General features: G+C 52.4%; 19 protein-coding genes. 17 read left to right on the top strand and 2 right to left on the bottom strand.

Annotated elements, in window-relative coordinates; genetic code table 11:
* The first annotated feature begins 4 nt into the window (after window positions 1–4).
* The 5 genes from fliD to JHL22_RS10065 all read left to right on the top strand — a co-directional run bounded on the left by fliD (window position 5) and on the right by JHL22_RS10065 (window position 4041).
* Entirely contained in the window at window positions 5–1372 is a 1368-nt protein-coding gene (gene fliD / locus JHL22_RS10085; RefSeq protein WP_200236718.1) for a flagellar filament capping protein FliD, read from the top strand.
* A gap of 30 nt (window positions 1373–1402) precedes the next feature.
* Window positions 1403–1819, top strand: a complete 417-nt coding sequence (gene fliS, locus JHL22_RS10080) for a flagellar export chaperone FliS (RefSeq protein ID WP_200236715.1) — start codon at window positions 1403–1405, stop codon at window positions 1817–1819.
* Between the two features lie 40 nt (window positions 1820–1859).
* Window positions 1860–2264 (top strand): flagellar protein FliT, encoded by a 405-nt coding sequence (locus JHL22_RS10075; protein ID WP_200236712.1) that lies wholly within the window; start codon window positions 1860–1862, stop codon window positions 2262–2264.
* Window positions 2265–2273: 9 nt separating this feature from the next.
* Window positions 2274–3641, top strand: a complete 1368-nt coding sequence (gene fliK / locus JHL22_RS10070; RefSeq protein WP_200236709.1) for a flagellar hook-length control protein FliK — start codon at window positions 2274–2276, stop codon at window positions 3639–3641.
* A 115-nt stretch (window positions 3642–3756) separates the two neighbouring features.
* Entirely contained in the window at window positions 3757–4041 is a 285-nt protein-coding gene (locus tag JHL22_RS10065; RefSeq protein ID WP_200236706.1) for an EscU/YscU/HrcU family type III secretion system export apparatus switch protein, read from the top strand.
* A 193-nt stretch (window positions 4042–4234) separates the two neighbouring features.
* Here JHL22_RS10065 and fliE read toward each other — a convergent pair whose 3' ends face one another.
* Complete coding sequence (fliE, locus tag JHL22_RS10060) at window positions 4235–4636, bottom strand: flagellar hook-basal body complex protein FliE (RefSeq protein ID WP_234041227.1); 402 nt, start codon at window positions 4634–4636, stop codon at window positions 4235–4237.
* A gap of 341 nt (window positions 4637–4977) precedes the next feature.
* Here fliE and fliF point away from each other — a divergent pair, with 341 nt between their 5' ends.
* From fliF to fliR, 12 genes are all read left to right on the top strand, one after another.
* A complete protein-coding gene (gene fliF, locus JHL22_RS10055; protein ID WP_200236702.1) occupies window positions 4978–6612 on the top strand; it encodes a flagellar basal-body MS-ring/collar protein FliF in 1635 nt (544 codons plus the stop codon).
* The gene (gene fliG, locus JHL22_RS10050) at window positions 6593–7597 is read left to right on the top strand and encodes a flagellar motor switch protein FliG (RefSeq protein WP_200236700.1); all 1005 of its coding nucleotides are present in this window, start codon (window positions 6593–6595) and stop codon (window positions 7595–7597) included. The genes fliF and fliG overlap by 20 nt, the downstream gene beginning before the upstream one ends.
* Window positions 7584–8375: a flagellar assembly protein FliH gene (locus JHL22_RS10045; protein WP_200236698.1), complete on the top strand. Its 792-nt coding sequence runs from the start codon at window positions 7584–7586 to the stop codon at window positions 8373–8375. Before fliG ends, JHL22_RS10045 begins: the two co-directional genes overlap by 14 nt.
* Window positions 8376–8378: 3 nt before the next feature.
* Entirely contained in the window at window positions 8379–9833 is a 1455-nt protein-coding gene (gene fliI / locus JHL22_RS10040; RefSeq protein ID WP_200236696.1) for a flagellar protein export ATPase FliI, read from the top strand.
* Complete coding sequence (gene fliJ, locus JHL22_RS10035; RefSeq protein WP_200236694.1) at window positions 9830–10291, top strand: flagellar export protein FliJ; 462 nt, start codon at window positions 9830–9832, stop codon at window positions 10289–10291. Before fliI ends, fliJ begins: the two co-directional genes overlap by 4 nt.
* A 16-nt stretch (window positions 10292–10307) precedes the next feature.
* Window positions 10308–11696, top strand: coding sequence for a flagellar hook-length control protein FliK (locus JHL22_RS10030; RefSeq protein WP_200236692.1), 1389 nt, complete (start codon window positions 10308–10310; stop codon window positions 11694–11696).
* Window positions 11697–11844: 148 nt separating this feature from the next.
* On the top strand, window positions 11845–12351 hold the full coding sequence (locus JHL22_RS10025; protein WP_200236690.1) for a flagellar basal body-associated FliL family protein: 507 nt from the start codon (window positions 11845–11847) through the stop codon (window positions 12349–12351).
* Window positions 12352–12353: 2 nt separating this feature from the next.
* Entirely contained in the window at window positions 12354–13454 is a 1101-nt protein-coding gene (gene fliM / locus JHL22_RS10020) for a flagellar motor switch protein FliM (RefSeq protein WP_200236688.1), read from the top strand.
* Window positions 13455–13466: 12 nt separating this feature from the next.
* Entirely contained in the window at window positions 13467–13898 is a 432-nt protein-coding gene (gene fliN, locus JHL22_RS10015) for a flagellar motor switch protein FliN (protein WP_200236687.1), read from the top strand.
* Between the two features lie 31 nt (window positions 13899–13929).
* Window positions 13930–15009 carry a flagellar type III secretion system pore protein FliP gene (fliP, locus tag JHL22_RS10010; protein ID WP_200236685.1) on the top strand — a complete coding sequence of 360 codons (1080 nt, stop codon included), beginning with the start codon at window positions 13930–13932 and terminating at the stop codon, window positions 15007–15009.
* Between the two features lie 32 nt (window positions 15010–15041).
* Window positions 15042–15311, top strand: a complete 270-nt coding sequence (gene fliQ, locus JHL22_RS10005; RefSeq protein ID WP_200236683.1) for a flagellar biosynthesis protein FliQ — start codon at window positions 15042–15044, stop codon at window positions 15309–15311.
* Window positions 15312–15351: 40 nt separating this feature from the next.
* The gene (gene fliR, locus JHL22_RS10000) at window positions 15352–16131 is read left to right on the top strand and encodes a flagellar biosynthetic protein FliR (protein ID WP_200236680.1); all 780 of its coding nucleotides are present in this window, start codon (window positions 15352–15354) and stop codon (window positions 16129–16131) included.
* Here the strand turns inward: fliR and JHL22_RS09995 are convergent, their stop codons facing one another.
* Window positions 16132–17568 (bottom strand): methyl-accepting chemotaxis protein, encoded by a 1437-nt coding sequence (locus JHL22_RS09995; RefSeq protein ID WP_200236676.1) that lies wholly within the window; start codon window positions 17566–17568, stop codon window positions 16132–16134.
* Window positions 17569–17583: the final 15 nt, after the last annotated feature.

Raw genomic sequence — 17583 nt, 5'->3', positions numbered from 1 at the left:
TATTATGGCTAATATTTCCAGCATTGGCGTTGGTTCAGGTTTAGATTTATCTACCTTGCTAGAAGGCCTGCGTACCAGCGAAGAATCCGTATTAAGCACCATTACCCAGCGCAAAAGCACTGAAAACGCGCGACTGTCTGCCTATGGCCAGCTTTCCAGCGCCATAGAAAAACTGCAAACGGCTGCCAAAGCGTTTGAAGGCGATACGACTTTTGGGCAATACACCTCCACCCAAACCGGTGAAAGCTTTAGCGCCAGTGCCAGCAGTTCTGCGGTGGCGGGCAGTTACCGCATTAAAGTGGAATCCCTGGCTTCCACCCAAACGCTCATTGCTGGTGGCGTGGCCGATAAAGCCGCTGCAAACGGCACAGGTGGCGTGGTTAAGTTTACGCTGAAAAACGGAGAAGTAAAAACACTGGACCTGACCGGCAAAGGCACCTCTCTTCAGGATATAGCCAAAGCGATTAATGCCGACAAAGAGCTGGGACTTAGCGCCAGCATCATGAATGACGGTTCAGGCACGCCCTTCCGCTTAATGATAAGCACCACCGCCACGGGCACGCAGGCAGCCATTAGTGAAATTACCGTAGAAGGTAACGATGGTGCGCTGGGCGCATTGCTGAACAAAACCGGTATGACCGAACAGGCCGCCACCGATGCGGTCATTCATGTAAACGGAATTAAGGTTACCCAGGCCACCAACAAGCTGGAAGGTGTGATCCAAGGCGTAACCCTGAACTTAAACAAGGCAGACACCACAGAGCAAACGCTGACGGTTTCCCGCAACGATGACAAAACCAAGTCAGCCATTAACGAATTCATTACGGCTTATAACAATGTCCAGAAGTTCATTAAAAGCAGCACGGCCTATACTGAAGGGGCTGGTGGCAGCATATTGAACGGTGACAACACGGCCCGTACGGTACAAACCCGCTTAAGCGGCATTATGAGCTTCCAAAGCAGCAATGGCGGCGCGTTTAAAACGCTGTCAGACCTGGGTATCCGTACCCAGGCCGATGGCAGCATTAAGCTGGACGAAGAAAAGTTTGACAAAGCCCTGACAGAAAACCGGGACGACATTGCCAAACTGTTCCAGGACAAAACCAACGGTATTGCCACGTATACGCAAAACGTAACCAAAAGCTTGATCAGCAGCACCACCGGCATTGTGACCACTGCCAGTAACGGCACCAAGACGCGAATTGAAGAACTGAATTCGCAATATGAGCGCAAACAGGCTCAAATTGAAGCCACGATGGAACGCTACCGGGCCCAATTTACCGCGCTGGATTCACTGGTTGCAAAAATGAATGGGACATCGGCCTATTTAAGCCAGCAATTGTCCATGTGGAATACCAGTGGCAGTAAATAATGATTGATTTTTAAGGGTTTATTTCATATTATGATGAACACTACTAACGTGGCTAATGGCCAGAATCCTGTCAAGGCTTATGCAAAAGTAGGTCTGGAAACACAGGTACTTACCGCCTCCCCCGAGGAACTGATCACCATCATGCTGGAAGCCACCCAGTCTTGCGTGATGAAAGCCAGGCTGTATTTCCAGAATGGCGATATTGCCAAACGGGGCGAGAACATTTCAAAGGCCATCAGTATTATTGATTCAGGCCTTATTCCTGGTATAAACGAATCAGCTGGCGAAGTGGCCAAGAATATGATTCTTAGTTTCAGGTTGATGTCGCAGCACTTGTTGTTAGCCAGTGTGAACCAGCAGGAATCGCATCTGGATGTTGTTGAAAAAATGCTGGTTGATATTACCGATGCCTGGAAAACAGCCACCGGTAATAAGCCCCTAAAATAGGGATTTGGTTTACGGTTATTAGACCAGAAAGATACAGAAAATGACTTATTTTCATTCAGATAGCAATAAAGCGCACTCGGCCAATGCCATGGGGCCTCTTCCCCAGGAGTGCAACAGCTGTGTGATAGAGGCATACCAACAGCTGGTGGATATTACCCGGCAAATGGAAGATGCCGCCCGGCAGGAAAACTGGGAAGCCACGCTTTCCCTGGGACAAAGCTATGTGCACGAAGTAGAGGTGTTGCGTAATAAGGTACATCTTCAGCCCGGCAATAAGGCCGAAAGGGAAGTTTGTTCCCATTTGCTGCGCCAGGTGCTTTTGCATGATGCCGCGGTGCGTGATGCGGTTTCTCCTGAAATGAAGCGGCTTTCACAATTATTGCATACCCGCAACCAGCAAAAGAAAATGGTCAAGGCTTATTCTGGCATCAAGCGGTCGGGGTAGGCATGCCTTATGTCTTCTGGCAGTTTAAGCACCCTTCTTGTACAACGACTGGAAACCGCGCTGGGCGTGACGCTTTCCACGCAGGGGCAATTGCAGTCGGCGCGTAGCCGGCAATCAGTTTTACCCACGGGGGCCGTTGCACGGCCCGAAGCCCTTGAAAACGCCACCAAGGCGCAGCAACAGGCTGGCAATTTTCAGGCGGTGGCGCAAAGTGTGCAGGCATCACTGGGGCACCGTCCTATACAGGGAAGCCCTGTTAACAGTACAGTTAGCCAGCAGGCGCTGGGTCAGGCAGGCAAGCATACGGCTCAAGACGCAGTCCGCAACCCGGCAGAATCAACCTCTACCCGCTGGAGCAGCGCCGCGCGCAGCATGGTGGCCCTGCTGGGGCAAATGCCCGAACAGGCAGCGCCATTAGGCAACACCAACCATGCGCCTATTATTCCCAAAAACCCCAAAGAATTATTGTCATACCTGTCGCGCCCTGCCGAACCAGCGGCTTTATCGGGCCGCTCGTTAACGGGTGGTGTGGCGTCACAGGCAGCTGGCGCTCCTTCACAGGCAACAAACGCCAACATACCATTAAAAGAAGATGCGTTACGGGCACTGGGCTCCAGCCTTTTTGCCTCAATTATCCGCGAAACCTTAACCCGTGAAATTGCCCGCCCGGGCCTGTCGTATGAAGCCACGCTGTGGCGCATGCTGCGTAGCAATGGCAATTTGAAAGAACTGGCCAGCCATCCCAAGGCACAGTTGCTGAAAGAGCAGCAAGCGCAGCAGCAGGCAGCCCGGCAGTTATCCATATTAAGCGTACTTACCCAAGGCAAGGCAGAAGCAACCCCTGCCCCGCCCCCATTATCAGGGGCATTGGCCAGCCTGGTCCAGCAACAGCTGGAAATGCATCAACAGCAACGCATCGTGTGGCAGGGCGAGGCCTGGCAAGGTGCCGCCATGACCTGGGAAATCCAGAAAGACAACCCGCAAGCATTTGCCGCCCAGCAAGCAGGCAACCAGGCAGAAGATGAACAGAATGATGCCGCCAGTGAACAAGCCCCCGGCCCAGAGCAAGAGGCCCCAGTAACGCCATGGTCAACCACCCTTACATTAAACCTGCCCATGTTGGGGAAAATCCAGGTGATGGTACAGATTATTAATAAGCACGTGCAAGCGCAGTATCAGGTTATTGACAACCCTGAATTAAAAGACCGACAAAGCACCGCGTCTTTGCTATTGCAACGCATGCCCGAGTTTACCAACCGCTTACAAGCCCTGGGCCTGCAAACCCATTCCTTTGAAGTCTTTACCGACCCGGGGCAATGGCAGGCTGACCAAGCGGGGCAACTGCAGGCTGATGAACCGGGGCAAGAGGAAGCGTAATGGACAGGGGCGAAAGAAAATGTGATGAACTGGTCTGGTTTAGAAAGTGCGATGAACAGGTCTGGTTAAAACGAAACGCGCAACCAAAGCGAACCGCGCAACAAGAGGATCTGCCATGAATAAGCCTGGTTCACCTGAAACGCGCAAAACGGCTGTCACGCTGGCCTACCACGCCACTGACCCGGCCCCCAAGGTCGTGGCCAAAGGCATGGGAAATATTGCAGAAAGCATTATTGAACTGGCCAAACAGCATAACGTACCCGTGCATGAATCCCCAGAGCTGGTTGCCATGCTTATGCAGGTAGACCTGGACCAGCAAATCCCACCAGAACTGTACACCGTAGTGGCTGAATTGCTGGCATGGATTTACTCGCTGGAAGCGGGGCTGGAAAAGAGCTGAATCGGTACTTTAGCAAGCACTTCGGTTGGGCTGGAACCAACTTGGGGCTTCGATGGGCGGGTTGGTTGACTTAGAGCCACCGTGGGCTTCGATAGGTACTTTGGTTGCTTTAGAACCACCGTGGGCTTCGATAGGTACTTTGGTTGCTTTAGAACCACCCCGGCGCTTCGCGCCACCCCTCCGCAGAGGGGAATTATATCGGCATGCTTGCAATGGTTTGATAGGCCTGGACCAATTTATTTCTTACCTGGATCGCGCTTTGAAAGCCGATGCTGGCCTTTTGCATGTCAATCATGACATCGTTCAACGAAACGCCCGGTTTACCCATGATGAATTGTTCGGCCTGGATATTGGCGGCTTGCTGGGTGGCGGAAATGCTTTTGATGGCGGCGTCCAGCTGGCTGGCAAAAGAGGTTTTTTCTGCGCCTGTGCTTTGCAAGCTCATAGACGACAACCCGCCTGCCTGCACGCCCATGGGCTGCATATTTCCCAATTGACTGGAAACCGCGCCGGCTTTGGCGCCGTTGGCCATTTCCATCATTTGTTGCTGCAATGTATTCATGCCTGAAATGGCAAGGGGCGATATGGCTTGCATAAAAATGTCCTGACTGTGCTGACTGGCAAACAAGCATCAATAGCGTACTTCTGACGATTCTGGTTAAGAAACAAACTCAAATAACGCCTGACATATAAATAAAATATAACGCCTGCCTGCCGATTCTAATGTGGCAAATACCCCCATCTTATCCCCCGCCCACCCGTTTCAATAGCGCGAACAAGCCAAAAAACACCGCTTTAACCCCTGATTGCTTTACACCCGCCTGGGTGATAATACCCATCTGAAAAAGTTTAACTGGATAATTGTCTTTTGTTGTTTCCCATGGTCATTATTGAATTCACAGCCCAAACTGCCTTACGGTTTACAGGAAGACTGATATGAGCGGCATGGATAAGCTTGCTGCCCGCTTCCCCATACTGGAACGCCTGCTGGTGTTGCCGCGCCCGGTATTAATGGGTGCTGCCGCCGGGCTGATTGCATTAATCGTTGTTAGCCTGCTGTGGATGCGCGGGCCTGAGTACAAGGTGCTGTTTTCCAACCTGCAAGACAAGGATGGCGGCGCCATTGTGAGCGCACTGGAAAAACAGAACGTTCCGTACAAGTTCAATGATAGCGGCTCAGCCATTCTGGTGCCTGCCGACAAGGTCCATGAATCCCGCATGATGCTGGCCGAACAAGGTCTTCCGCAAGGTGGTGGGGTGGGTTTTGAGCTCATGGACGACCCCCAGTTTGGGGCCAGCCAGTTTGCCGAACAAGTCACTTACCAGCGTGCGGTTGAAGGCGAGCTGGCCCGTTCTATTGAAGCCATGAATTCAGTGGAAAGCGCGCGGGTTCATCTGGCCATTCCCAAGCAAACCCTGTTTGTGCGTGACCGCAAGATGCCAACCGCGTCGGTACTGGTTAAGCTTAGCCCGGGCCGCAGCCTGGGTGACGGCCAGATTGCCGCCATTGCCTGGCTGGTTGCTTCCAGTATTCCCGGCCTGACGGCCGATCATGTTTCTATTGTTGACCAAAACGGCCGCCTGCTGTCTTCCAGTGCCGGTCTTGAAGGGATTGGCGCCAACCAGACACACCTTAAATTTACCGATGAACTGGAACAGCGCTTAACGGCCCGCATTATTTCCATTCTGGTGCCGGTGGTGGGTCGTGGCAATGTCCATGCACAGGTAAGCGCCAGCATGGACTTTGCCCAGCGCGAGCAAACTTCCGAGATATATCGCCCCAACCAAAAGCCCGATGAAGCGGCCATTCGCAGCGAGCAAACCAACCGCTCGGCCCAGGCCGGCATTGGCCAGCCCATGGGTATACCGGGTGCCCTGTCTAACGAACCCCCAGCGCCACCCGTTGCCCCCATTGAAAACCCGCCGGGCACCAATGCCACCACAGGCACCGCCACCACGGTACTTAACCCGGCCAGCCAAACCAATAACGCCACCATTAACTACGAGCTGGACCGTACCATCAGCCATGTCAAGGATTCTGTCGGCACCATCAAGCGCCTTTCTGTCGCAGTGGTGGTGAATTACCGTGAAAACGAAAACGGTGAAGTAAGCCCCCTGCCCCCTGAGACCATACAGCAAATCAATGCCCTGGCCAAAGAAGCCGTGGGTTTCTCTGATGAGCGCGGCGACAGCCTGAATGTGGTGAACAGCGAATTCACATCGTCCGAAGCGCAGATTCCGGTCTGGAAAGACCCCGACATGCATGCCCTGGCCAAAACCCTGGGGCAATATCTGCTGCTGTTTATTGCCGTCATGCTTATCTGGCTGAAAGCATTCAAACCACTTATTCGCGCGCTTGAAGACCGTAAAAACCTGGAACAGGCCGAGAAACAGGCTGCAGTGCGCCAGGCAGAGGCCGAGCGCAAGGCCAAGTCTGAAATCCCTGTGAAGCATGACCATTACGAAGACAATCTTAATGTGGTCAAGAAAATTGCTACCGAAGACCCGCGTGCCGTGGCAATGGTAATTAGAACCTGGATGAACCAAAACGATGAAGACAGCAGAAAATAAAATGGAGCGCTGCGCTATCCTGTTGATGTCAATTGGCGAAGAGGCGGCGGCTGAAGTACTACGCTATATGAGTGCCCATGAAGTCCAGGAACTGGGTGCCGCCATGATTGGCATGAAAAACATGACGCGCAATAATGTAAATGAAGTGCTGGAACAGTTCCGTAAGGATGCAGACCAGTTCATGTCGGTCAATATGGGCTCTGAAGAGTATATCCGTACCATTCTGAACAAGGCGCTGGGTACCGATCGCGCTGCCGGTATTCTGGAAGACATTCTGGATCTGACCAAGCACGAAAATGGTATTGAAGCCCTGAACCAGCTGGAGCCTGCCAACATTGCCGATCTGATTGCCGGCGAACACCCGCAAATTATTGCCACGATTCTGGTTCACCTGGATCGCGACTTGGCCGCCGATACCCTGGCATTGTTAACCGAACGGGTTCGCAATGATGTGCTGGTCCGGGTTGCCACCTTTGGCGGCGTACAGCCAACCGCCCTGCGCGAACTCACTGAAGTGCTTAATAATGTGCTTTCTGGCCAAACTGCCAAACGCAGTAAAATGGGCGGTGTTCGTGCGGCAGCCGAAATTCTCAACACCATGAATACCGGCCTGGAAACCGCCATGATTACGCACTTGCAAGAGCGTGATCCCGAACTGGCCCAGCAAGTTCAGGAAGAAATGTTTACCTTCGAGAACCTGGCCGAACTTGATGATGTTACCTTGCAAACCATTATGGCCGAAATTACCGACAACAATATGCTGGTGCTTGCCCTGAAAGGTGCCAGTGAGACTGTCCGTGAACGCTTCTTCAAGAATATGTCCAACCGTGCAGCGCAAATGCTGCGTGACGAGATCCAGGACATGAACCGCGTACGTGCATCGGTGGTTCAGGCAGAACAACGCGCGATTATTGGCATTGCACGCCGCCTTGCCGATAGCGGCCAGATTTCCTTAAGCAAGACAGAGGACGATGATTACATCTAGGCCCAAAAACCTTCCTGATGCCCTGGTGCTGGCCGACCCGGTGTTCAAAAAAAACACCATACAGCCGGCCATGAACGAGGCCGGCTGGTCGCCCTGGCGCATGGACACGATTGTTGACCCTGAAACGCTTAAAAAGCAGCAGGAAATCCAGCAGGCCAAGCCCGACCCCGAACTGCTGCGCCAGCAACAACTGGCGCAGGAACGCAAGAATACCTTGCAACAAGCGCAGGAACAGGGCTATGCCACCGGCCATGCCGAAGGGCTGGCGGCCGGCCATAAAGAAGGTTACGATGCCGGCTATGAGCAGGGCTACAACGAAGGCCTAGCGGCAGCGGCCGAGTTAACGGCCTCCCATCAGGCCCGTTTGCTGGCGCTGGCCGAACAGGCCCAAGAACAATATACCCATCTGGATACCAGCATGGGCCAGGCCCTGATAGAACTGGCCACCACGATTGCCCATCATGTGATTGGGCAAGAACTGAAACAGCACCCTGAACATATTATTCCTTTAGTGAAGCAGGCGATTACCCAGCCACCGGGCGTAAGCCAGGCCATGGAAGTGCAGCTTAACCCCGAAGATCTTGATCTAATTGCCAAAAGCGGACAGCTACCCCTGCCCGAACATATTCGCCTTAAGGCCGACTCGGGCATTGAACGGGGCGGCTGGCAGGTACAAACCGCCTACGGCGAAATTAACGCCAGCCTGCAAACCCGCTGGGCACAAGCCATTGCCAGCCTGGGCATAAGCGCTCCCGCAGCGAATCAAACCAGGGAGTAAGCCTTGAATAAGCCTGCCCCCGCCCAAGCACCCGCTATTCATGGCATTGCCGCCTGGCAAGACCAGCTTAAGCGTGCCGCCAGCCGGGTAGAAGACAGCCCGATGCAAACCAGTGCCGGACGCATTATCCGCGCTACCGGCATGGTACTGGAAGCCAGCGGCCTGGCCTTGCCAGTGGGCGCGGCCTGCCGTATCAAGATGGCGGGCAATAAATGGGTAGATGCCGAGGTGGTGGGTTTTCAGGGGCAAACCCTGTTTTTAATGCCTTACGGCAATATTGCCGGCCTGCCACCCAATGCGCGGGTTGAAGCGGTTGAAGCCACCCTGCCACCCCAGGTTCCATTGCAGGAAGCCGATGACGCTTATGCCAACTTAAGTAACCAGGGTGGCCATACCCTGCCGGTTGGTTTTTCTTTGCTGGGCCGGGTCGTGGATGGCGCCGGCCAACCACTGGACAGCCTTGGCCCGTTTGAAAATGCCTGGCAGGCGCCGTTGGCCGCCACGTATATCAACCCCCTGGACCGCGCGCCCATTGATACGCCGCTAGATGTAGGCGTGCGCGCCATCAATAGCCTGCTAACGGTTGGCCGTGGCCAGCGTATGGGTCTGTTTGCCGGTTCAGGCGTGGGTAAGTCAGTCTTGCTGGGCATGATGGCCCGCTATACCAAGGCCGACGTGATTGTGGTGGGACTGATTGGCGAGCGTGGCCGGGAAGTAAAAGAATTTATTGAACAGAACCTGGGCACCGATGGCATGCGCCGCTCTGTGGTGGTGGCCGCCCCGGCGGATGTGTCGCCCCTGCTGCGCATTCAGGGTTGCGTGTATGCCACCCGGTTGGCCGAATTTTATCGGGACCAGGGCAAGCATGTGCTGCTTATTATGGACTCCCTAACCCGTTATGCCATGGCACTGCGGGAAATTGCCCTGGCCATTGGCGAACCGCCGGCCACCAAGGGCTATCCGCCATCGGTGTTTGCCCGCCTGCCCGCCCTGGTGGAACGGGCCGGCAATGGTAAAAACATGAATGGCAAAACAGCCGGTTCAATTACCGCTTTTTATACCGTGCTAACCGAAGGCGATGACCAACAAGACCCGATTGCCGATGCCTCGCGGGCGATTCTTGACGGGCATATTGTACTGTCACGTTCGCTGGCCGAGACCGGCCATTATCCGGCTATTGATATTGAAGCCTCTATTTCCCGGGTCATGACGGCGGTGGTGGGCAAAGAGTATTTAGTCCAGGCACGCAAATTCAAGCAGCTGTATTCCATGTATCAGCGCAACCGTGACTTGCTGGCCGTGGGTGCGTATAAAAAAGGCAATGACCCGGAAATTGACGCAGCGATTGACCGCTACCCCTTCCTGCGTAAGTTCCTGATGCAGGATATTGAAGAAAAGGTTGATATGGAACAAGCCACCCGGGAACTTGGTCGCCTGTTTGCAGGACTTACCTTATGAACCATCACAGCGATTCTTTCGAAACCCTGCATGAGCTGGCCGTTCAGAAAATGGACGACAAGGCTAAAGTGGTTGCTCAAACCGAAGCCAACCTTACACAAGCAAGTAAGCAGCTTGAGATGTTGGGTGAATATCGGCTGGATTACATTGCCCGTTTGCAGGCCCGCCTGAAAGAAGGCATGAGTTCGGCCCAGTGCGTAAATTTCCAGAGATTCATTTCCACCCTGGAAGAGGCACTGGGGCAGCAGCGAGCCATTATTACCCAGCTGGGCAAGCAGGTGGAAAAAGAACGTGAAGCCTGGTTTGAGTCCCGCCGTGAAGTAAATTCAATGCAGGCGCTGATTGATCGCAGAAAGCAGGAACAGTTAAAAATTGCCAACCGGCAAGAACAGAAAATGAATGACGAGTTTGCCGCACGGGCTTATTTCGCCAGCAGGCGCCAGGCGTCTGGCAGTTAAATTTATGGGTATGACAATGACAACCATCAGCAACAACCTGAATGCCAGCAACTTTCCCAACAGTGATAACGCCGGCAACAACCCGGCAGCCAGCACCAACAATGCGTTTTCAAGCATTCTTGCCATGCAAACTGCGGCGCCTGCGCAAAACAAGCCATCTTCTGCCCCCCAAAGCAATCAGGCTTCGGGCAAGACAGAAAATAGCCGTCCCGCCACTGAACACAAAACATCAACAAATAATGAGGTGACTCAAGCTGACTCGCTTGCCGACAAGGAAAACACCCCTGTAGACACCCACGAATCCACGACGTCAGACAATGAACTGAACGCCGCGCAACCCCCGGATGAGGCCCAGCAGGCCAACTTATTGCCAGAACAGGTCATTCTTCAGAAAGACAAGCTGGCAACGGGCCTGAATACAGAATCCAAAGGCAAACCGGCCTTTGAAAACACCCTTTTACACCAGCTTATCGAACCTCAACGAAACCTGTCCACTCGCCTGTCTGGCAAAAATCTGGCTAATTCAGAAGGAGACGAGAAGGCCACTTCAGAGGCTTTGGCACGGCTCGTTAAAGATACGCAGGCGGGTTCTGCCCAGGCAAAACCAGAGACCTTGTTTAATACAGAAAATAACAGGCTTACGGCCAGCCAGCAGGCAGCACTTGACAAACAAGCCGTCGCGGGCCGGGCCACCAGTCTTAACACCAATAAAAAAGCGGCCGATCAGCTTCGCGACGCTTTGTTTGGCCACCTGTCACCAGAGACGGATACGGCCAACCTGGCAGACCCGCGAAACATCAATCTGAAAAAATCTGCCCAACTGCAGGCCAACCAGATGATGGCGGCAGACCAGGCAGCTGGCAAGCTGCTTGAGTCTTCGGTGGCGGCCCATTCTGCGGCAGCCGCTAGCGCCTCGGTTACCAACACCCAGGCACCCGCCAGCCCCCTTATTGCCCTAGGCACTTCTTTTTACCACCCCGGCTGGTCACAGGCCATGGCCCAGCAAGTGGCCACCCAGGCCAGCTTGTTTTTCAGGCAGCAGGTTAATGGCACACATATTGCCCAAATGCGGCTAGACCCGCCCGAGCTGGGTCCCATTAAAGTTTCTATCAGCATTCAGGATGGGGTGGCTCAGGCGGCATTTGTGGCCAGCAACGCCACGGTTCGCCAGGCGCTAGAAAATTCCCTGGCCGATTTGCACCAGGCCTTGCAGGAAAAAGGACTCTCCCTGGGGCAGGCCCATGTAGAACAGCAAGACCAGCAAGAAAGTTTCTTCATGGATGAACATAACGCTTCAGGCGCGCTTGCCCAAACTGAAGACAGCCCTGATGGCCTGATCGAGTCCAGCGGGCCTGCCGCCAGGCCATCACACCAGCACGATGGCCTGATCAACACGTTTGCCTGATACGATCACTGCCAATCTTTTGGCATAGCCCTTTAAATGGCCTATAAAGGAAGAAAACCCCCTTTATTCCAGGCTATGGCTTTGCTGTTTATAAGCGAGAATAGAGGCTGATCCTGGTGTTTTTATTAGATTTGGTTAATGGCCCTACATGAGCAAAGAGACAAATAACGCAACTCCCAAGTCGGGGTCTTTTTTCAAGACACTGATTATTATTATTTTATGCCTTGGCATTGGTGGCGCTGGCATGTGGTATTACATGGGCAATTTACAATCTGCCCAGCCGGCAGCCCAGCAAACCAGCCAGCCGCTTGCCGCTGCAGCGGTTCCTGTTGTTAGCGCCAATCCTATTTTCCTGGAACTCGATCCCTTTACCATTACCCTTAACCGTAACGGGTTTTCTCGCGTGCTGTATGTGGGCTTTACCCTGCGTTTCGAAGACAAGGCCAGCATGGAACGGGTTACCAAATATCTGCCCGAGGCCCGCAGCCGTATCCTGATCGAGCTGTCTTCCCTGAACCCTGAAACCATTCATGACAAAGAAACACCCGAGCTAATCAAAGAAACGGTCAAACGGGTATTGCAACCCGCGTTTTATCCTGAACCGTATACCCAACACATTACCCATGTTCTGTTTACCAATTTTGTTGTGCAATAAAAATGGCCTATGATACGTTTTTATCTCAAAACGAGGTAGATTCCCTATTCGCAGAAATAGAAGGGACACCCACGCCCAAGATTGAAACTGAAGAGCCGGTGTACCCCGATGGCGTTCGCCCTTATGACCTGTCGTCGCCCGAACGGGTCATTCGCAAGCGCATGCAAACCTTCGAGCTTATCAATGAGCGCTTTGCCCGCAATCTGCGGGCCGTTTTGCTTAGTTTCATGCGGCGCAATGCCGATATTTCGGTATTGCCCATTAAAATCCAGACATTTGCCGAATTTGAACGCAACCTGCCGGTGCCCAGCAACCTGAACATGGTCAGGCTGGAACCCCTGCGCGGCCTGTCTTTGTTCTGCTTTGACCCAACGCTGGTGTTCCTGATTATAGAAACCCTGTTTGGCGGGCAAATAAAACAAAATACCCGGGTTGAAGGACGCGACTTTACCGCCACCGAGCAGCGCATTATTCAGCGCCTGCTCATGCACACGCTAGAGTGCTATATTCATGCCTGGAAACCGGTTCACCCCATTAAATACCACTACCTGCGTTCTGAAATGCATACCAAGTTTGCCAATATTGCCGGCAGCAACGAAGTGGTGGTGGTAACCCCCATCCGCATAGAGTTTGGCACCATTGGCGGCCTGCTGAATGTCTGCCTGCCCTACTCCATGATAGAGCCACTGCGTGACTTGCTAACCGAACCTTTCCAGGATGAAAGCGTCAAGGGCAATGAAAACAAATGGCTGCGCCAGCTATCGGGCCAGGTGCCCGCTACCCAGGTTGAACTGGTAGCCAATTTCACCACTATCGAATGCACTATCGAACAGTTAATGGCCCTGAAAGAAGGCAGTGTCCTGCCTATTGAACTGCCTACAGCAGTAGAGGCAACGGTGGATAACATCCCCGTATTCAGTGCCAAATATGGCACTTTTAACAAACATTATGCCCTAAGCGTTATTAAACACCTTGAAATTCCGTATTTTGACGCGCCCGAAGAGCCAAAAATGGTCGTTGAAGACAGCACCATTGATGATGAAATTTCGCTTAATGACAATGACCTGAGCCCCGGCCGCATTAATCCTGAAAATCCACTTTAATCTGAAAAAACCATGAGCAATACTACTCCATCTGACGATATCAACCAGGACGACCTGGCCAGCGAATGGGAAAAAGCCATGGCCGAACAGGCCAGTGAATCAGCCAGCCAAACGGCCGATTCCATTTTTGAGTCTTTTGATCCCGAACCACCTGCCACCCAGGCCAGCCATGACCTTTCCTTTATCAAGGACATTCCAGTTCAGCTTAGTGTTGAGCTGGGCCGTGCACGCCTGCCTATCAAGGATATTCTTAAACTGGGACAGGGTTCGGTAGTTGAGCTTAACGCACAGGCCGGTGAACCCATGGATGTTCTTATTAATGGCATGCTAATTGCCCAGGGCGAGATTGTTAGCGTTAATGGCAATTATGGCGTGCGCTTAACCGATATTATTACCCCGGCCGAACGCCTGAATCGTCTGAACCGTCCTTTCAGCCGTCGCTAAAACGACGCTTGCCAAGTTAAAGGGATAGTTTATGGATCAACTGGCCATTATTCGGGTTTTTGCCGCACTGGGGCTGGTACTGTTCTGTATTATCCTGTTTGGCATGGTGGCCCGCAAAACCGGGCTGCTGGGTAAAATAAGGCGTAACCCCGCCTTGCCCGTTATTTCCCGTACCCCCCTGGGTCAGCGTAGTGAAATTGTCGTGGTGCAGGCTGGTAACGAACAACTGGTGCTGGGTGTAACTGCCCAACAAATCAACTTGTTGCATAAAATGCCTGCCCCCGAAATATCCCCTGAAACAAGTGTTCAAGTAAAGCCAGAGGCCCACAAGCGGTCTTTTCGCGAAGCCCTGAAGCACCATTTACCCATTAAAACACTGCTGGTTTTCCTGTTGCCCGCCTTGTTGTTAATGGCCGACCCGGCTTTTGCCCAGGTGAACATGCCGGCCTTAACCAGTGCCAGCAACCCGGATGGCTCACAAACGTATTCGCTTAGCATGCAAACCCTGCTTTTGCTAACCGGCTTAAGCTTTTTACCGGCGGTTATTTTAATGATGACCGGTTTTACCCGTATTGTGATTGTGCTGGGTTTGCTGCGCAATGCCTTGGGCACGGGCGCCTCTCCGCCCAATAGCGTGATTATCGGCCTGTCTTTGTTCCTGACTTTTTTTGTCATGTCTCCGGTACTTGATCAAATTGCCCAAGATGCCTACACCCCCCTGAATGAAGGACAAATTACCTTCGAGCAGGCGGTTGAACGGGCAGCGCGACCCATTCATGCCTTCATGATTGGCCAAACCCGGGAAAGCGACCTGGCCCTGTTTGGTGATATGGCCAATATGACCGAATTTGAAAGCCCCGAAGCCGTACCCATGCGTATTTTAATTCCCGCTTTCGTGACCAGTGAACTGAAAACCGCTTTCCAGATCGGGTTTACCATTTTCATCCCATTTTTAATTATTGACCTGGTGATTGCCAGCGTCTTAATGTCTTTAGGGATGATGATGGTACCGCCGGTCACTATTTCCCTGCCATTCAAGCTCATGCTGTTTGTACTGGCTGATGGCTGGCACCTGCTATTAGGCTCCCTGGCACGCAGCTTTTATCAATAAACGCGGCCCGCACCTGTTTACAAGGAATTTGCATGACTTCAGAATCCATCATGTCAATGACGTATATTGCGTTACGTCTGGCTTTTTCGCTGGCGGCACCGCTACTGGTTACCACGCTGGTGGTGGGCCTGGTGATTGCCATTTTCCAGGCAGCAACGCAAATTAACGAAATGACGCTGTCTTTCATTCCTAAAATTCTGGCCGTGGGTGCCGTACTGGTGCTGCTGGGGCCCTGGATGATCGGCTCGCTCACTGACTACATACGGGAATTGTTTATTTCCATTCCAAGCCTGGCCCAGTAAACGCCCGCGTTTGCAAGCACCCGCTTAGCCGCTACCCCTTATGATTACCTTTACCCTGGATCAACTGTACACCTGGATTGGCCTGTTTCTGTGGCCACTGTGTCGCATTGCGGCTTTTGTGGGCAGTTCACCGGTCCTGGGCGAATCCACCGTGCCCGTCATGGTCAAGATTGGCATTTCAGTTATTTTAACGGTAGCCATTTCACCTTTTATTGGCCCTTTTGAAACTATCCCCCCCGATTCCTGGGCGGCCATGGTCATGATGGCCAAACAAATTGTGATTGGCATGGCCATGGGTTTTACCATGCGCATTGCCTTTGCCGCCGTGAATATGGCCGGTGAGTTGATTGGCCTGCAAATGGGACTTTCTTTTGCGTCCTTTTTTGATCCGGCCAACGGGGGTAATACCAGCGTCATGTCGCGCCTGCTTAATGCCCTGGCCATGCTAATTTTTGTAGCCGGCAACGGACATCTTATTTTAATCTCGGGCCTGGCACGGTCTTTTGAAATTGTGCCCATTAGCGATGCCACCCTGCAACTAAATGGCATTGGCCTACTGATTGAATGGAGTGCACAGATTTTTATTGCGGGTATGCTTATTGCCATACCGCTGATTATTTCCCTGCTAACGATTAATCTGGCCATGGGTATCCTGAACCGTACCGCTCAGCAATTGTCGGTATTTGCGGTAGGATTTCCCATTACCCTCACCTTCAGTATGATGCTGTTAATGATCGTACTGCCCTATCTGAATCAATTCCTTGAACGGTTTTTCTTCAATGGATTTGAACAGATGGGGCGTGTCATGGGCGGGTTTTAACTAGAAAGAGACCCAATCATCCTGCTTTTTATGAGACTTTAGCGGAGAACGCAGTTCTTCATGCTTCTCGGTTAGCAAGGGCACATCTTGCTCGCCAAATTCCAGGCGCTTTTCCCAGGCTTGCTGCAGGGAAAGCGATGGTACTTCTTTTTTGGCAGCGGCCAGCATGGGTGATGATTTTTTAACACCGCTCTTTTTAGACTGATAAATAGCGTCATCCACAAATGAACGATGGCCTTTAGTCACAAACAGGGCCATCGTATTCATGGCTTCATCAATTTGATTATTCAGAAATTCGGTTGACGCAGACAGACGTTCAACCAGCTCTGCGTTCTGATGCGTCACATTATCCATCTGGATAACGGCCCGATTGATCTGGTCAATGCCGGTGGCCTGTTCTTCGGTGGCTGAAGAAATTTCACCCATGATGGTGGTGACTTCTGAAATAGACGTCACAATATTTCTCATGGTTTCACCCGCCTGGCCAACCAATTTGGCACCATCGCCCACCTTGTCCACCGACGCGTCAATCAGCAGCTTGATTTCTTTGGCGGCCTCGGCACTGCGTTGTGACAGGGCACGCACTTCAGAGGCCACCACCGCAAAACCATTACCCTGCTCACCGGCACGTGCGGCTTCAACCGCCGCATTAATAGCCAGAATATTAGTCTGGAAAGCGATGCTGTCTATCATGCTGACAATATCGGCAATTTTATTAGAACCAACGGATATTTCTTCCATGGTGCTAACCACTTTGCGCATCACATCCCCGCCCTGTTCAGCCACTTGGGAAGCCTGAACCGCCAATTGATTGGCTTGACGGGCATTTTCAGCGTTCTGCTTAACGGTGCTGGACAGCTCTTCCATACTGGCTGCTGTTTCTTGCAAAGCTGCCGATTGCTGCTCGGTACGTGAACTTAAGTTAAGATTGTCTTCACCCAGCTTGTCGCCGTTTTCATTAATCACATTCAGGCTGTCCCGAACCTGATCAACAATACTGCCCAGTTTGTCTTGCATATCAACCAGGCCACGCATAATACGGGCTACTTCATTATTGCCAATCACTTGAATATTCTGGTTAAGCTCACCTTTGGCCATGCGGCTGAAGTAATCTTCTACCCGGGCAAACGGCTTCACAATCACTGCGGTTAACAGGCGATGCACGAAAAAAGCAAAGAACAGGGTAAACAGGATAATTACCGCCGAGGTCAACATCACATAACGGGTATTGTGTTCGGACTGTTCAAGCAATTTTTGGTTGTCCAGGGCCACATCAGCCGGGGCATATTGCGCCAGTGCCTGGCTTAATGTCTGGATGGAAGCCGTGCTTTGGAAATTGCTTACCACGGCCATGGCCAACACAGCAAAGGTACCCAAAATAATAATGGCTACCAAAATACGCAGGCTGGATTTAATTTGTATTGCAGATAAATTCATTGCACCAACTCCAAT

The organism is Advenella mandrilli (assembly GCF_016595155.1).
In the GTDB taxonomy this organism is placed as follows: Bacteria; Pseudomonadota; Gammaproteobacteria; order Burkholderiales; family Burkholderiaceae_B; genus Advenella; species Advenella mandrilli.
The sequence above is the reverse complement of the archived record's forward strand: the minus strand, read 5'-3'. Positions and strand labels throughout refer to the sequence as shown.

Excerpts from the sequence above, each read along its gene's own strand:
- fliD (WP_200236718.1), top strand. The coding sequence starts at position 5 with ATGGCTAATATTTCCAGCATTGGCGTTGGTTCAGGTTTAGATTTATCT.
- fliS (WP_200236715.1), top strand. The coding sequence starts at position 1,403 with ATGATGAACACTACTAACGTGGCTAATGGCCAGAATCCTGTCAAGGCT.
- JHL22_RS10075 (WP_200236712.1), top strand. The coding sequence starts at position 1,860 with ATGACTTATTTTCATTCAGATAGCAATAAAGCGCACTCGGCCAATGCC.
- fliK (WP_200236709.1), top strand. The coding sequence starts at position 2,274 with ATGTCTTCTGGCAGTTTAAGCACCCTTCTTGTACAACGACTGGAAACC.
- JHL22_RS10065 (WP_200236706.1), top strand. The coding sequence starts at position 3,757 with ATGAATAAGCCTGGTTCACCTGAAACGCGCAAAACGGCTGTCACGCTG.
- fliE (WP_234041227.1), bottom strand. The coding sequence starts at position 4,636 with ATGCAAGCCATATCGCCCCTTGCCATTTCAGGCATGAATACATTGCAG.
- fliF (WP_200236702.1), top strand. The coding sequence starts at position 4,978 with ATGAGCGGCATGGATAAGCTTGCTGCCCGCTTCCCCATACTGGAACGC.
- fliG (WP_200236700.1), top strand. The coding sequence starts at position 6,593 with ATGAAGACAGCAGAAAATAAAATGGAGCGCTGCGCTATCCTGTTGATG.
- JHL22_RS10045 (WP_200236698.1), top strand. The coding sequence starts at position 7,584 with ATGATTACATCTAGGCCCAAAAACCTTCCTGATGCCCTGGTGCTGGCC.
- fliJ (WP_200236694.1), top strand. The coding sequence starts at position 9,830 with ATGAACCATCACAGCGATTCTTTCGAAACCCTGCATGAGCTGGCCGTT.
- JHL22_RS10030 (WP_200236692.1), top strand. The coding sequence starts at position 10,308 with ATGACAACCATCAGCAACAACCTGAATGCCAGCAACTTTCCCAACAGT.
- JHL22_RS10025 (WP_200236690.1), top strand. The coding sequence starts at position 11,845 with ATGAGCAAAGAGACAAATAACGCAACTCCCAAGTCGGGGTCTTTTTTC.
- fliM (WP_200236688.1), top strand. The coding sequence starts at position 12,354 with ATGGCCTATGATACGTTTTTATCTCAAAACGAGGTAGATTCCCTATTC.
- fliN (WP_200236687.1), top strand. The coding sequence starts at position 13,467 with ATGAGCAATACTACTCCATCTGACGATATCAACCAGGACGACCTGGCC.
- fliP (WP_200236685.1), top strand. The coding sequence starts at position 13,930 with ATGGATCAACTGGCCATTATTCGGGTTTTTGCCGCACTGGGGCTGGTA.
- fliQ (WP_200236683.1), top strand. The coding sequence starts at position 15,042 with ATGACTTCAGAATCCATCATGTCAATGACGTATATTGCGTTACGTCTG.
- fliR (WP_200236680.1), top strand. The coding sequence starts at position 15,352 with ATGATTACCTTTACCCTGGATCAACTGTACACCTGGATTGGCCTGTTT.
- JHL22_RS09995 (WP_200236676.1), bottom strand. The coding sequence starts at position 17,568 with ATGAATTTATCTGCAATACAAATTAAATCCAGCCTGCGTATTTTGGTA.